At 64.3% G+C, this 14,777-nt stretch carries 14 protein-coding genes; all 14 read right to left on the bottom strand.

Features of this window, described 5'->3' with window-relative positions:
• Positions 1-128: 128 nt before the first annotated feature.
• On the bottom strand, positions 129-1,604 hold the full coding sequence (locus tag J0H39_07405; protein ID MBN9496565.1) for an aldehyde dehydrogenase family protein: 1,476 nt from the start codon (positions 1,602-1,604) through the stop codon (positions 129-131).
• 28 nt (positions 1,605-1,632) lie between these two features.
• Positions 1,633-2,256 (bottom strand): 3-isopropylmalate dehydratase small subunit, encoded by a 624-nt coding sequence (gene leuD, locus J0H39_07400; protein ID MBN9496564.1) that lies wholly within the window; start codon positions 2,254-2,256, stop codon positions 1,633-1,635.
• Entirely contained in the window at positions 2,253-3,656 is a 1,404-nt protein-coding gene (gene leuC, locus J0H39_07395) for a 3-isopropylmalate dehydratase large subunit (GenBank protein ID MBN9496563.1), read from the bottom strand. The genes leuD and leuC overlap by 4 nt, the downstream gene beginning before the upstream one ends.
• Before the next feature lie 103 nt (positions 3,657-3,759).
• Positions 3,760-4,695 (bottom strand): transcriptional regulator GcvA, encoded by a 936-nt coding sequence (gcvA, locus tag J0H39_07390; protein MBN9496562.1) that lies wholly within the window; start codon positions 4,693-4,695, stop codon positions 3,760-3,762.
• Positions 4,696-4,712: 17 nt separating this feature from the next.
• A complete protein-coding gene (locus J0H39_07385) occupies positions 4,713-5,459 on the bottom strand; it encodes an ABC transporter permease subunit (GenBank protein ID MBN9496561.1) in 747 nt (248 codons plus the stop codon).
• Positions 5,456-6,208: an ABC transporter permease gene (locus J0H39_07380; protein ID MBN9496560.1), complete on the bottom strand. Its 753-nt coding sequence runs from the start codon at positions 6,206-6,208 to the stop codon at positions 5,456-5,458. Before J0H39_07380 ends, J0H39_07385 begins: the two co-directional genes overlap by 4 nt.
• Entirely contained in the window at positions 6,205-7,011 is an 807-nt protein-coding gene (locus tag J0H39_07375; GenBank protein MBN9496559.1) for an ABC transporter ATP-binding protein, read from the bottom strand. Before J0H39_07375 ends, J0H39_07380 begins: the two co-directional genes overlap by 4 nt.
• Before the next feature lie 14 nt (positions 7,012-7,025).
• Complete coding sequence (locus J0H39_07370) at positions 7,026-8,033, bottom strand: ABC transporter substrate-binding protein (protein MBN9496558.1); 1,008 nt, start codon at positions 8,031-8,033, stop codon at positions 7,026-7,028.
• Between the two features lie 42 nt (positions 8,034-8,075).
• The gene (locus J0H39_07365) at positions 8,076-8,972 is read right to left on the bottom strand and encodes an isocitrate lyase/PEP mutase family protein (protein MBN9496557.1); all 897 of its coding nucleotides are present in this window, start codon (positions 8,970-8,972) and stop codon (positions 8,076-8,078) included.
• Between the two features lie 3 nt (positions 8,973-8,975).
• Positions 8,976-10,829, bottom strand: coding sequence for a thiamine pyrophosphate-binding protein (locus J0H39_07360; protein ID MBN9496556.1), 1,854 nt, complete (start codon positions 10,827-10,829; stop codon positions 8,976-8,978).
• A 445-nt stretch (positions 10,830-11,274) separates the two neighbouring features.
• Positions 11,275-11,913, bottom strand: a complete 639-nt coding sequence (locus J0H39_07355; GenBank protein ID MBN9496555.1) for an arylsulfatase — start codon at positions 11,911-11,913, stop codon at positions 11,275-11,277.
• 9 nt (positions 11,914-11,922) lie between these two features.
• Positions 11,923-12,780 (bottom strand): phytanoyl-CoA dioxygenase family protein, encoded by an 858-nt coding sequence (locus tag J0H39_07350; protein ID MBN9496554.1) that lies wholly within the window; start codon positions 12,778-12,780, stop codon positions 11,923-11,925.
• Between the two features lie 15 nt (positions 12,781-12,795).
• The gene (locus tag J0H39_07345; GenBank protein MBN9496553.1) at positions 12,796-14,295 is read right to left on the bottom strand and encodes a tripartite tricarboxylate transporter permease; all 1,500 of its coding nucleotides are present in this window, start codon (positions 14,293-14,295) and stop codon (positions 12,796-12,798) included.
• 3 nt (positions 14,296-14,298) lie between these two features.
• Complete coding sequence (locus J0H39_07340; protein MBN9496552.1) at positions 14,299-14,766, bottom strand: tripartite tricarboxylate transporter TctB family protein; 468 nt, start codon at positions 14,764-14,766, stop codon at positions 14,299-14,301.
• Positions 14,767-14,777: the final 11 nt, after the last annotated feature.

Raw genomic sequence — 14,777 nt, 5'->3', positions numbered from 1 at the left:
TGATTAAGAGCCGTCAAGCCGCGTTGATATTTCTTGGGTTTTCCGCCGCAGAAACCCCATAGAGCCCCATTGAATCCCAAGGCAGATTCGCGGGGCGACGGAAAATTCTGGCCAAATCGAAGCGTCACTCACATCTTGAATTTGAGATGGATGTTTTTCTCGCGCGTATAGCCGAGAAGTTCCTCGAACGCCTCTTCCTTGCCGAAGCCGGATTGCTTGAAGCCGCCGAAAGGCATCCCGATCTCGTGCGTGCTGACGTCGTTGATCCAGACGTAACCCGCCTCCATCCGCGACGCGATGCGATGGCCGCGATCGATATCCTTCGTCCATACCGCCGCCGTCAATCCGACGTCGAGCGCGTTGACGCGTGCGAGCACATCGGCTTCGTCGCGCCAGGTAAGCAGGCTGAGGATCGGGCCGAACACTTCCTCTCGCGCCAAACGCATATCGTCGGTCACGCCGGCGAACACGGTCGGTTCGACGAAGTATCCCTTGGCGAAGTCGCCATCGCGCAGCGCCTTGCCGCCCGCGATCAGGCGCGCCCCTTCCGCTTTGCCGATGGCGATGTAGTCCATTGTCTTGTCGAATTGCTGGACGGTCGAGAGACTGCCGACCGTCGCGTCGGGATCCGTCGGCATGCCGACTTTCAAATCGGCCATCGCTTCGGGCAATGCCGCTTCGACCTTTGCCGCGATCGCTTCGTGCAGATAGACGCGGCTGAGCGAGCCGCAGGATTGTCCCGCGACCGACGTGAAGTTCATCCCCCGCACCATCGCGGCCGCGACGGCCTTGGGATCGGCGTCGCCGCAGGCGATGAAGGCGTTCTTGCCGCCCAGTTCGAGGGTGAGGCTTTTCAGCGTATCGGCCGCGGCGCGCATCACCGCGCGCCCGGCCGCGATGCTGCCGATCAGCGCCACCTTCGAAACGTCGCGATGGGCGACGAGGGCGGCCCCCACTTCGCGCCCGCCGGTCACGAAATTGAGTACGCCCGGCGGGAACAACGGCCCGAGCAGTTCGGCGATGCGGATTGCGGAGATCGGCGTTTGCTCGGCGGGCTTAACCACGACGCAATTGCCGGCTGCTAGCGGTGCGGCGACACGCCCGCAAACGAAAAGCGTGGGGTGATTGAACGCGGCGATGCGCGCGACGACGCCGAACGGTTCCTTGGCCGTGTAGTTCAGCACGCCGGGCCCGAGCGGCAGCGTATGCCCCTTCAGTTCCAGAATGAGCCCGGCGAAGTAGTCGAAATAATCGGCCGTCAGCATCACGTCGTAACGCATGCCCTTGGCGGGATTGCCGCTGTCGAGCGCGTCGATCAGCGTCAATTCGTCGGCATTCGCGCGCACGATTCGGCCCGCTTCGCGCAGCAATTCGGCGCGCTGGCGGGCGGGCATATCGCGCCACGCCGGGAACGCGGCCTTGGCCGCGGCAACCGCGCGATCGACGTCGGTCGCGTCGCCTTCCGCGACGATGCCCAAAGCCTGACCGGTGGCCGGGCTGACGATCTCCATTTCGCGGCCGGAATTGGCGCGCTGCCAAGCGCCGCCGTAATAGACATGGCTGCGGCCACGCAGAATCGGCTCGAATTTCGGCGCTGCGGACATCGGCGTACCCTCCCGTGAATTGCTGTCGTCAGCCGCGCGGTGCGCGGCCCATGGGCGCGTAGGCCCAGTCACGACCGGCGACGTCGCGCGCGTGGAAATCCGCGATCTCGTTCGCCATTGCCAGCGTCATGCCGATCTCGTCGTCACCGCGCATCAAAGCCGCGCGACGGGATTCCGGCACGTCGAACGCCCAGCTGCGGTTGCCGTGCAGCACCAGCTTGCGGTCGAGATCGACGGTGAATTCGGGATTGGTCGCCGCTATTTCCGCCATTTCGGCGATCGCGTCCGCCGCGACGATGCCGGGCAACACACCGTTGCGGAATGCGTTCTCGTAGAAGATATCGGCGAAAGACGGTGCCAGCACCACGCGGATACCGAAGCGTTGCAGCGCCCAGACGGCGGCTTCGCGCGAACTGCCGCAGCCGAAATTGTTGCCGGCCAGCACGATCTTCGCTTGGCGGAACGGCGCTTGGTTCAGCACGAAATCCGGCTTCTCGTTGCCCGAATCGTCGAAGCGCCAAGCGGCGAACAGGCCCTGCGCCAGGTCCGCACTTTGAGAGCGCAGATACGATCCGGGAATGATGATGTCGGTATTGACGTTTGTTTTCAGGATCGGCGCCGCGGCACCGGTCACGCTGGCCATCGGCGTCATGCCATCACCTTACGGACGTCGACGATCCGCCCGGCGATCGCCGCCGCCGCGACCATGGCGGGGCTTGCGAGATGGGTGCGCGCGCGCGGACCCTGACGGCCTTCGAAATTGCGGTTCGAGGTCGCGATACAACGTTGACCCGGCGCCACGACGTCGCCGTTGATGCTGAGGCACATCGAGCAGCCGGCCGCGCGCCATTGGAATCCGGCATCGGCGAACACGCGGTCGAGCCCCAGCGCTTCGGCTTGGCGCTTCACCTCGGTCGAACCGGGGACCACCAAGGCGCGTACGCCGTCCGCCACGCGCCGGCCACGCACGAGTTCCGCCGCCGCCTTCAGATCGGACAAGCGGCCATTGGTGCACGAGCCGATGAACGCGACATCGATCGGCAGGCCTTCCATCTTCTGCCCCGGCGCCAAGCCCATATAGCCGATCGCGGCGGCGGCGAGACCGCGCCGCCCCGTATCGGAATACGCGCCGGGATCGGGCACCGCGCCGTCGACGCCGACCACATCTTGCTGCGTCGTCCCCCAGGTGATCTGCGGCGCCACTTCGCGCGCGTCGATCGTCGCGGATTTATCGAACGCCGCGCCATCGTCGGTCGCGAGCGTGCGCCAATGACGCACGGCCGCATCCCATTGCGCACCACGCGGCGCGTAGTCGCGCCCGTCGAGATAGGCGAAGGTCACGTCGTCCGGCGCGATGACGCCCAGCCGCGCGCCCAGTTCGATCGAAAGGTTGCAGACGGTCAAGCGCGCTTCGGCCGCGAGGGCGCGGATCGCGGGCCCCGCATACTCGATCGCATGGCCCGTTCCGGCGTCGATACCAAGCTTGCCGATCGTGTGCAGAATAAGATCCTTGGCGCTCACGCCCGGCGCCAACGCGCCGTCGAACCAGATGCGCATTGTCTTGGGCCGGCGCAACGCCAAGGTCTGCGTCGCGAGAATATGTTCGACCTCGCTCGTCCCCACGCCGATCCCCAGCGCGCCCAAGCCGCCGACGGTCGAGGTGTGGCTGTCGCCGCAAGCCAAGATACAGCCGGGCAATGCCAGCCCAAGCTCCGGCGAGATGACGTGGACGATGCCCTGCCGCCGGTCTTCGACGCCGAACAGCGGAATGCCGTGCGCCGCCGCGTTGCGGCGCATCAGGCCGAGCAATTCCCGGCCCGGCGGAAACGTCGTTTCGGTGCGTGCGGGATCGGTCGACAGAATATGATCTTGCGTCGCGACGTGCAGCTCGGGATGGCGCACGGGAATGCCCCGCCGCGCCAGACCTTCGAAGGCGGTGGCGCAGGTCGTTTCCTGCAACACATGGCGATCGACGAACAACAGATCGCGCCCATCGTCCAGCCGTTTGACCAAACGGCTCGTCCAGATTTTTTCGAACAGCGTTCTTGTCATTTGAGACGCGGCAATACCTAGCGTTTCTCCACCCTGACCGCGATTTCTGTCAGATGTGCGCGCGCCGCTCACACCAGAAAAAGGCCCGTCGCATGAAACGTTCTCAACCGAGTTCCGGCAGTTTTTCCGGCGCCGCAGTGCGAGTGCCGGCTTGAGCCTCCTCGACTTCCCGGAACACCCATTCCTCGAAGAATTTCACGCCCGCACGATCGCGCGAGCGGCGCGGATAGACGATAAAATACGCATCGTCGGTCTTCACCGAGTGCTTGAACGGGCGTACGAGCTTGCCCGCGCGCAGCTCGTCTTCGACCAGGGCGATCTGCGCCATCGCGATGCCCAGATTGTCGATCGCGGCCTGATAGGCGAGCGCGGAGTTCTCGAATTTTAGGCCGTCGTCGCCGTCGATCTCCGGCGCGCCCGCGGTTTCGAGCCAGCTCGACCAATCGTTCGGCCGGTGAAGCGAGCACAATAGCGTCCAGCCCTTCAGATCGCGCGGATGGCGCAGCGGTGGCGAGGCTTTCAGCAAAGCCGGGCTGCAAACCGGCGTCAGTTCCTCGCCGAACAATCGCTTGCTGATAAGCCCATCGGGCGGTTGAGCGCCCGAATAGATGGCGATGTCGATTTCCTCGCGGCTGAAATCGACCATCCGGTGCGACGTGGTGATCTGCACGTCGCGCCGCTCGTGAAAGGCGTGCAACCGCGCCAAACGCGGCACCAGCCAGCGAATCGCGAAGGTCGGCGGCAGCTTGATCCGCAACATCGGCGACGCGGGCTCGCCCGCAACCTGATCCAGCCCCGCCTGCAACAGATCGAAGGCCTCGCGCAGGTGCCGGAACAACACATCGCCCTTCGGCGTCAGCGCGATGGCGCGATGGTAACGAAAGAACAGCTTCGTCCCCAACGCATTCTCGAGCGTCGTGACATGATGGCTGAGGGCGCCCTGGGTGACGCAAAGCTCCGCCGCCGCCTTGGTGAAGCTCAAATGCCGCGCCGCCGCCTCGAACGCACGCATCGCCTTGAGATGTTCAAGTCTACGCATGCGAGCATTCTCCCCGGTCACGCCCGCGCGTGCAGACGCCGGTCGAGCGCCAATAGAAGGCTGCTGCCGAGTGCGGCCACGACCGTGACGATCAGCGCGATCGCCATGATGATATCGACCTGATGTAGACCGATCGCGCGCATCAGCAAATTGCCGAGCCCGCGTTGCGAGGCGAACATTTCACCGTAGAGCGTGCCGATCAGCGTCAGCGAAAAGCCGATACGCACGCCCGTGACGATCTCGGGCAGGGCTGCGGGAATCAGCACTTTCGTCGCCATATCGGCGGGCCCGTATTGCAGCACGCGGCCCGACTTGATCAGCACCGGCTTGATGTTGCGCACGGCATTGAGCGTGAACAGCGCGATCGGAATGATCCCGTGGATCGCGCCGAAGGCGACCTTCGCCGACATGCCGAGACCGAAAAGCAGCAGCAGGATGGGATAAAGCGTGAGCTTGGGGATCGAATACACCGTGACCAGCATCGGTTCGAAAATCTGTCCGGCGACCTTGCCCGCCCCCAGCACCAGCCCCGTCGTCAACCCGACCCCGATCGAAATCGCGACCGCCATCGTGCAAGCCAGCGCGGTTTCGGCGAGATCGGGCCAATAGCGCTCGTTTGCCAGGAACGCGGCCGTGAACCGCAACGTCTGCAAGGGCGAACGCATCGCGATTTCGCCGGTCGCCATATAAAGCGCCTGCCAACCGACGAACAGCGTACCGAGAAGAATCAGCGCGCCGCGCCATTCCTTGAGGAATTTCGTCATAGCAGGCCCCGGCGGGAGAGGATCACCCTCTCCCAATAGCTGATCGATAGGTTCAACGTGATCGCCACGATCACCACCAGCAGGATCAGCGGGTACATGACCGAGTTCGTGAAATTGTTGTAGGCGAAGGAGATCTCGAAACCGAGGCCGTCCGACGACATGATGAACTCGGACCCGACGATGCCGATCAACGAGTAAGCGACCGCGAATTTGACGCCCGTCAGCATGTAGGGCATCGCGTAGGGCAGCGTCACGCGGAACGCGGTTTCGGCGGGCGAATATTGCAGCACGCGCGCCGTCTTGCTCAGCACCGCCGGCACGCGATCGAGCCCGTGCAGCGTGTTGGTGATGACCGCGATCACGCCCAGCATGAAGGCGATCAGGATTTTCGGCAGATCGCCGACGCCGAACAGAATGATGAGAACCGGATAGAAGGCGAGAACGGGAATCGCATAATAGGTCGCGAAGAGCGGCTCCAGCGCCTCGCGCGCCACCTTGCGGCGATGCACGATCAACGCGAAGGTCACGCCGATCGACACCGCCATCGAAAAGGCGATCGCCGCATTGCCGAGCGTCGTGGCGATAGCGCCATTGAAGCGGCCGCTTACCATGATGCGGTAGAAGTCGCGCAATATCTCGGACGGCGGCTGCATCGTGAAGCGCACGATGATGCCCGCACGGCACAGCGCTTCCAGCAGCAGAAAAACGGCGACCAGCACGCCGATCCGCAGAAGGGAAAGCCGCTTCACGGCTTCGCCCCCGCAAGGCCGATCGCCTTTTGCGATTCGCCGCGCAGCGTCTTCCACAGATGGGACGTGATGCGCCCGAACTCCGGCCGCTCCACGACTTCGGAGGTACGCTCGCGCTCCCAGCCCGTCTCGACGATCTCGATAAGGCGGCCTGGACGCGACGACATGATGCCGATGCGGTCGGACAGCATCGCCGCTTCGTCGAGCGCGTGGGTGATCAGAAACACCGTCGTATTGGTGCGCCGCCACAGCTTCAAGAGCTCGTCGCCCATCAGCAGACGCGTCTGCTGATCGAGCGCACCGAACGGCTCGTCGAGCAAGATCAGGCGCGGCGCCATGACCATCGTCCGCGCGATGCACACGCGCTGGCGCATGCCGCCCGAAAGTTGGGCGGGATAGGCTTTACGGAAATCCTTCAGCCCCATCAGGTCGAGCGCGCCGTCGATGCGCTTGGCGCGCTCTTCCTGACTGAGGGCCGATTTGTGCAGACCCACTTCGATGTTCGAAGCGACGTCCATCCAGGGGAAGCAAGCGTCCTCCTGGAATACGACGCCAACGCCGTCCGGCACGCGGCCGTTCACCGGCTTGCCTTCGAAGCTCAGCTCGCCTTGCGTCGGCGTGCTGATGCCGGCGATGAGTTCCAGCAGGCTCGACTTGCCGCAGCCGGACGGGCCGACCACGGTGAAGAACTCGCCTGATTTCAACTCCAGATCCACCGGACCGAGGGCGTGGACGTCGCCCCCGCCCCCAGCCCGGTTGAAGACCTTCGTTACGCCGCGGATCGTGATGTCTGCACGTTTCACTGCGTCATTCCGCCTTAGTTCATTTCACGGATATCGGCCGGCAAGTACCGGGTGTCGATGATCGACTTCAGATCGACGTTACCCGAAATGGCGCCGACCGATTGCTGGGCCTTGACCATGCGGTCCAGGCCCGCAAAGTGGATGCGGCCTTCGCCCCAATAGGGGATGCCGTTGGTGCGCGAGGTGACGAGGTTCTTCACCGTCGCGCGTGCCACGTTGCGGTCGATATTGTAGTGCTTGGCCACGATATCGCCAGCTTCTTCGGGATTGGCTTCCATGAACTTGACGGCGTTGCGGCGCGCGCGGATCACGGCTTCCACGAACTTCTTTTGAGGTTCGCTGATGCTGGAGAGCGCGACGGCGACGACGTTGGACAGCGGCGGCAGCACTTCGCTGGCCTTGGCGAGGCCGCGATACTTATCGGCATATTGCGACCACAGCGGCTCGGTCATCGGCGTCATGTCGATCGTGCCGACTTCAAGCGCGGTCAAGCTTTCGCCGAAGCCGCCCGTGCGGACCAGATTGATGTCCTTCATGGTCAGGCCCGCACCTTCCAGCAGCAGGCCCAGCAGCGCGACGCTGGTCGAGCGCGGGTTGTTGAAGCCCACCTTGGCGCCTTTCAGATCGGCGGCGGTCTTGATCGGCGAGTTGTTCTTCACGAACCAAGTGAACTCGGCCACCGTCTGGACGTTCTCGGCGATGATTTTGAGATCGAGGCCTTCCTGGATTGCGCCGATCGCGGCGGCCGGATTGATTTCGGCGTAGGGCGCGTTCGCGGCCATCATGTTGCGCAAAGTCGTGCCGCCGCCGGCCGAGGTGATGATCTCGGAGACCTGGATACCTTCGGCGTCGAACATCTTCTTTTCGACGGCGATGGCGAAGGGCATCCCGTTGGCCGACACGCCGTAATTCGTGGCGACGATCTTGAACTGGGCGTTCGCCGTGCCGCTCAGGGCGAACAAGCTCGCGGCCCCCAGCACGGCGCCGAACACGGCGCCGGTCTTGCTTGCGAAGAATTTCATTGGGTTTTCTCCTCCTGGTTTGTTTTTCGACTTGTTAACGGCCTACTCGCCGCTTCGCCCTTGCGGGGTGAAACCGGTTTCGATGTCCATCCAGCGCGCGAGTTCGACGGCGCCGTCGAGCGAGGCGCGAATTTCCGCCGCCCCCGTCAGGCGTTCCATTTCGCGCTCGCCCCGGCTGAAAGCGCGCAGATCGCCCAGCGCCTTCTCGACCGCGCCGACGACGCGCAAAATCAAACTGGTGGGATAGGAAATCTGCGCAAAGCCCATGGCGCCGAGTTCGGCGGGCGTGAGCCACGGCGTATCCATGCCTTCGAACATCGCGGCGAGCAGTGTGGCACCGCGCAGCGTGCGGCCGACGCGTTCCAATTCTTCGACCTTGCGCAGGCCCGCGACGAACACGCCGTCCACGCCCAACGACAGGAAGCGTTCGGCGCGGCGCAAGGCCTCGTCGAGACCGACCGCGCCATAGGCATCCGTCCGGCCGATGATCACCGTCTCGCGCGACGCGCGGGTTTGCAGCGCCACGCGCAGCTTCGCCTCGATCACCGCGTCGTCGGCAACGGCGAGGGATTTCTCCGCACGCTGGCGTTTCACGTCGCGTAGCTGGTCTTCGATCAGCATGCCGCCAACGCCGATCGCTTCGTATTCCATCACGGTCTTGGCCACGGCCTTCACGTCGCCATAGCCGTCGTCGGCGTCGGCCATGAAGGGCAGATCGGTCGCGGCGGCGAGTTCGCGCATGCCGTCGATCATGTCGCGCAGGCCGATCAGCCCGACATCGGGCAGGCCGTAGCGCGCGGCGAGCAGCGTCGATCCGCCGACATTGAACGCCTTGAAACCGGCGCGCTTGATCAGCCGCGCGGTCAGCGCGTCATGAGCCAGGGGCGTGACGAGCGGCTTTTCGGCCGCCCAAGCGGTGCGGAAGCTCGGACGTTTCATCGTTCAGCCTTTCGCGCCGCGATCGGGGCCGGCCGAGCCGGCACCGGGCAAAGCGCTTTCGCTCAGGGTGGTCATCGCGCGGGTCGTGTTGGGGTCGTAGCCGGGCTGGACGCGCACATCGAGCACGACGGTCTTGCCCTTGCGGAACAGCGCGACCGCTTCGCGCATCGCGCTGCGCAATTCGTCTTGCGTGCGGATCGGGCCGATGCCTTCGGCACCCTGCCCTCGCGCGACCATGGCGAGGTCGATGTCGGGATCGGCGATGCGCTGGCCGATCCATTTGTTGCCAACCACGCGGCCGCGCGCGCGCGCCATGCGTTCCTGGTGCAGTTCGTCGTTGAAGAACGAACGATTATTGGCGACGACGACGATCAGCGGGATCCGGTAATGGACCGCCGACCAGATCGCCTGGCAGCCCATCATGTAGTCGCCATCGCCGAAAATCGACAGCGCGATGCGGTCCGTCGATTTGAGCGCGAGGGCCGCTCCCACGGCGATACCGGGGCCGGAACCCAACCCCGCGCCGCCATCGATGCCGAGATAGTCGAGCGGATGCGCCACTTCCCAAAGATGCCCGGCCCACGAGAACGGCCCGCGGATCAGGCAGCTTTCCTGGCCCTTCACCGCTTCGCGCGCGGCGGCGGCGAGTTCGGGAATGGTGATAAGGCCCGTGTCGCTGGGCTGATCCTCGGGCGTCACCTTCGGCCCCGCCTCGCCCTTCGCCTGCGGCCACTGCGAGGCCGAGACCTTGGCGGGAAGCGCCGCGAGCAGCGCCGCCACGACCGGATCGGGCTCGTTCAGCAGATTGATATCGACCGGGGCAAGACCCTGGTGATCCATGCTCCAGCCGTTATGGATCTGCACATCGACCGAGACTTGAACGATCTTGGCCGGCGGCGCCTTGTCGCCGAACGCGGTTTTCAGCGTGCCGGCGAGATCGATCCAGTCGAGGCTGAGGATCGCGTCGGCCTGACGGATCACTTCCAGCGAACGGGGCACCGGGAAGGTGCCCGCCGGGGCGGCATGCAATCGATGCGCGGACGGGAACGACGCGGCGGTCTTGAGGTCGGTCACGACCAGCGCGCCGAGCTTTTCCGCCAGCGCGACGCGGGCCGCCCACGACGCCTCGCTGCGGCCCACGCGGCCCATCAGAATCACCGGATGACGCGCACCGGAAAGCAGCTTTGCGGCTGCGGCAACGAGATCGGCATGCGGTGCTGCCGGTGCGGGCGGCTGGAACCTCGCCACGTCGGGGATCGCCGGCAATGCGTCGATTTTCGATTCCTGCAAACCGGCGTCGAGATTGATGTAGGTCGGCCCGCAAGGTGCTGTGCGCGCGATCATCGTCGCGCGCAGCATCGCTTCGACGATCGCGCCGACCGATGCGGGCTGATCGTCCCATTTCGTGTAGGGGCGCACCAACGCCCCCTGGTCGCGGGCGGTGTGGATCCAATCGATCCAGGGGCGGCGCTTGGTCGCATCGACCGGACCGGTGGCGCCCAGAACCAGCATCGGCACGCGATCGCACCACGCGTTGAAAATGGCCATGGTCGCGTGCATCAGGCCAACATTGCTGTGCACGATTGCACCCATCGGCCGCTCGGTGACCTTCGCCCAGCCATGCGCGATAGCGATGGCGTGTTCCTCGTGCAGGCACAGCAGCATCTGCGGATCGGCGTTACCCGCGTGATTCACCAGGCTGTCGTGCAAGCCCCGAAAGCTGGCGCCCGGGTTCAGCGCCACGAACGGAATGTCGAGTTTGCGCAGCAAGTCGGCCACCACATCGCTGGCCCAGAACCCGGCCGATCCCGACGGCTCGGGACGCTCCAGCGCCGCCGTCGGATCAACGAAATTCACGCCGGTTGCCTTCTGCGACACGCTTTCCTCCTGTTACGGCCGGCGCCACGATCACGGCGCCGGAGTGACGTCTCCGCCGCCAATGCGGCGCGCTTCACGGCTACGGACGAAGCGGGCGGATCCCTCGGAAAGTCCCGGAAATACCGCCAAAACTTTGATTTCAAGCACTCGAATGAAGTTCGCACGACGCGCGTGCGCGCTCCTCCCGATTGATTTTTTGCGATCGCTCGACGGCGATCATCGACCCTTAGCTATCGTCGTTCGCGCGATCCGGACAATCTGTTTTTTTTCATTTGGCATTACTTTTATGGATGCGACACGATCGGATATTCCGCATCGGTCCTGGTATGCCGACTTACGATCCGACCGATGCTGGCCGCTTTCGCGCGCGCAGCATCGCCCGCGCAGCACACATCCTTATGTATGACAACGGCAATTTGCGGGCCTAGCGCAGGCCGACCAGCATTTTGAGTTCGGCGACCGCTGCGTCGGGCGTCGTGTAGACATGGGCGTGCGCAACGTTGACCGCCGCGCGCGCCATCGAGAACTGCCCGAGCACGATCGCATCCACCGGCGGCAACGCCGCCGCAGCCACGGCAATGGCACGGTCATGCGCGGCTCCGTCGCCCTTCTCCAGCGCTTGCAACGCGCCTTCGACCAGACGCGCTTCGAGTTGCAGCCCCTCGCCCGCCGCCACGCGCAGTTCCGCCGACAACGGCGCCAGAGAACCCACGAACGTCACCAGCAAGCCGATACGCTTGCCATGCCAAAGCGCCGCGCGAAACGCGCTTTCGTTGGGTTTCAGCACTGGGATCGGCAGATCGGCTTTCACAGCCTCGATCGCCTTGCCGAAGGCCGAACAGGTGAACAGAATGCCGTCGGCTCCTTCGTCATGCGCATAACGGCCCAGGCGTACGAAGCGCTTGATCATCGCATCGTCCAGACGGCCGAGGCGCGCGAGATCGGCGGACAGTGAGTCGTCCAGCAGATTGCAAACCTGCGCATCGGGCCAGCCGCGTTCCATCGCCGCACGCGCCGGCGCCACGGATTCGCGCAAAGCGTGGATCAGGAAAATACGCGCCATCGCCCCTCGCTAACCGCGGGCCCCTTCGTATTGCGGTCCGCGCGCGGCACCCGCGTAGCGCAATTGCGCCTGCCAATCGAGCATCCGCGCGTGATACGCGACCGCCTCGGCGTCGAAATCGGCGCGCGGGATCGGTTCGTGCTCAAAATGCCCGTATCTGTCGATGCCGCGCACCAGCGTGGCGCTGTCCCGCGCGCCCGACACTTGACGCAGATGCGTGGGTATATAGCGCACGGTGAAGCCGATCCGCGGCGCCGTACCGGTATTCGCCTTCGAGCCGTGAATGATGCGCACATGATGCAGCGACATCTCGCCCGGCTTCAGGACGATATCGAGCGCATCCGCCTCGTTCACCTCGACGGCGACTTCCTGGCCGCGGCTCAACATGTTGCCTTCGCCGAACGTGTCGGCATGGGGCAGTTGATCGCGCGTGTGGCTGCCGGGCACGACGCGCATGCAGCCGTTCGACGGGGTCGACGGCGTGAACGCGATCCAGGCGCTGACGACGTCGGGCGACGACAAGCCCCAATAGGTCGAATCCTGATGCCAGGACACGAAGCCGCCGTCGCCCGGCTTTTTGGCGAAGAACCCGGATTGCCAGACCAGGATATCCGGCCCGATCAGATCTGCGACGGGATCGAGGATCGCCGGATCGCGGATCAGATCGTTGAGCCAACGCATCAAAAGATGCGGCTTTTCGTTATGGCGCTTCAGCAGCTTGCCGCCGTCGCGTTCCTCGGCCGCCGCGAACTTGGCGGCGTAACCGTCCATGGCGCTTTCGGGAAAGCAGCGGATCGGAAAGATCACGCCGTCGCGTGCGAAACCTTCGATCTGCGCGTGCGACAGGCGCGCGGGCTTCGCGTTCATGGATCTCTCCCCCCGTCAGGTGGCGGACATATACTTGCGCGTGCCGAAGAAACGCGGCCACAACAGCATCAGCAGCAACGCCGCCGCGAAGATCAGCAGACCCAGCGCGATCGGGCGTTCGACGAAGATCATGTAGTCGCCGCCCGATTGGATCAGCGCCTTGCGGAAATTCGTCTCCATCAGTTTGCCGAGCACGAAGCCGAGCAGCAGCGGCGCGGGCTCGAATCCGTAGCGATAGAGAACCACGCCGACGACGCCGAAAAAAATGGTGAGATAGACGTCGATCACGCTGTTGTTGACGGTGTACACGCCGATCACCGTGAACACGAGGATGCCGACATAGATCGCGCGATACGGGATGCGCAGCAGCGTGATCCAGAGGCGGATCAGCGGCAGGTTGATGATCAGCAACATGATGTTGCCGACCAGCATCGAAATCACGAGGCCCCAGAACACCGAGGCGTTGAGCGTGAGCAGATGCGGACCCGGCTGGATGCCGTGGATCGTCAGCGCGCCCATCATCATCGCCATCAGCGCGTTGGCGGGTATGCCGAGCGTGAGCATCGGAATGAAGTTGGTCTGCGCGGCGGCGTTGTTGGCGCTCTCGGGGCCCGCCACGCCTTCCACGGCGCCCTTGCCGAAACGCGAGGGATCGCGCGCGATCTTCTTTTCGACGATATACGACGCGAAGGACGCGAGGCCGGCGCCGCCGCCGGGCAGAATGCCCAAAATCGATCCGATGACCGTGCCGCGGATCGACGCGGGCACGGCGCGCTTCACGTCGTCGCGCGTCGGCATCCAGCGGCCGATCACCGACAGCTTGCCGAGCTTACCGTCGGTCTTGCACAACTCGCGCACGACATCGGCGATACCGAAGAGTCCGACGGCGACGGGCACAAAATCCAATCCGTCGGCGAGATTGGGCAGACCGAACGTGAAACGCCAGATCGCCGTGTCGATATCGATGCCGACCAAACCGATCATGATGCCGACCGCGACCATGGCGATCGCCTTCAAGGGCGAGCCTTGTGCCAGCACCACCGCGCCGATCAGCCCCAGCAGCATCAAGGCGAAATACTCCGGCGCGCCGAAGCTGGCGCCGATATAGGCGAGCGGCACCGCCAGTGCTGCGGTCAGAATGATTCCGACGACGCCTGCGAAGAACGAGCCGACGGCCGACACGACCAAAGCGGGGCCCGCGCGCCCTTGCTTGGCCATCGGATGGCCGTCAAGACAAGTGACGATCGACGACGTCTCGCCGGGAATGTTCAGCAAAATCGCGGTCGTCGAACCGCCGTACTGGGCGCCGTAATAGATGCCGGCGATCATGATCAGCCCTTCGGCGGGCGCGAGCTGATAGGTCAGCGGAATCAGCATCGCGATCGTCGAAACGGGGCCAACGCCCGGCAGCACGCCGATCAACGTGCCGACCAGCACGCCCAGGAAGCAATACATCAGACCGTTGATGGTCAGCGCGACCGAGGCGCCGAGCGCCAGATGCTCCAACATTTCCAAAGGTCAGGCCTTCCCGATCAGCGGCACGGAGATTTGGACGAGGTACCACATCGACAACGCCATCGCCTGCATCGCGACGACGAGCAGAACGACTTCCCAGAACTTCCGGCCAGGGATCGCGAAAGCGGATATGACGACCAGCAACACGAGGGCCGGCAACAGGCCCACAATGTTCAGCGTCAAGCCGAAGACGATATAGGACGCGGCGATGGTGATGATCGGGCGCGCCTTCAGGCGCTCCTCCGGCGCGTCGCGCGGACCGGTCTTCAGAAGATCGCCGATGATCAGAACGCCGCCGAAAAAAGCGATGATGACGCACAGCGCGCGCGGGAAATAGCCCGGCCCCATCTCGCTGGCGTTGCCGACCGGATAGCCCCGCGCAACCCACATGATGAAGACCGAAAACAGGATCATCGCGATCCCGCAGAACATATCTTCGTGCCGGTGATATTTGCGTAAGGCGTGGATCATGTGCGTCGCGT

This window comes from Alphaproteobacteria bacterium (assembly GCA_017308135.1).
GTDB lineage: Bacteria > Pseudomonadota > Alphaproteobacteria > CACIAM-22H2 > CACIAM-22H2 > Tagaea.
This window is presented reverse-complemented; position numbering and strand designations above follow the sequence as displayed.

Excerpts from the sequence above, each read along its gene's own strand:
- J0H39_07405 (MBN9496565.1), bottom strand. The coding sequence starts at position 1,604 with ATGTCCGCAGCGCCGAAATTCGAGCCGATTCTGCGTGGCCGCAGCCAT.
- leuD (MBN9496564.1), bottom strand. The coding sequence starts at position 2,256 with ATGACGCCGATGGCCAGCGTGACCGGTGCCGCGGCGCCGATCCTGAAA.
- leuC (MBN9496563.1), bottom strand. The coding sequence starts at position 3,656 with ATGACAAGAACGCTGTTCGAAAAAATCTGGACGAGCCGTTTGGTCAAA.
- gcvA (MBN9496562.1), bottom strand. The coding sequence starts at position 4,695 with ATGCGTAGACTTGAACATCTCAAGGCGATGCGTGCGTTCGAGGCGGCG.
- J0H39_07385 (MBN9496561.1), bottom strand. The coding sequence starts at position 5,459 with ATGACGAAATTCCTCAAGGAATGGCGCGGCGCGCTGATTCTTCTCGGT.
- J0H39_07370 (MBN9496558.1), bottom strand. The coding sequence starts at position 8,033 with ATGAAATTCTTCGCAAGCAAGACCGGCGCCGTGTTCGGCGCCGTGCTG.
- J0H39_07365 (MBN9496557.1), bottom strand. The coding sequence starts at position 8,972 with ATGAAACGTCCGAGCTTCCGCACCGCTTGGGCGGCCGAAAAGCCGCTC.
- J0H39_07355 (MBN9496555.1), bottom strand. The coding sequence starts at position 11,913 with ATGGCGCGTATTTTCCTGATCCACGCTTTGCGCGAATCCGTGGCGCCG.
- J0H39_07350 (MBN9496554.1), bottom strand. The coding sequence starts at position 12,780 with ATGAACGCGAAGCCCGCGCGCCTGTCGCACGCGCAGATCGAAGGTTTC.
- J0H39_07340 (MBN9496552.1), bottom strand. The coding sequence starts at position 14,766 with ATGATCCACGCCTTACGCAAATATCACCGGCACGAAGATATGTTCTGC.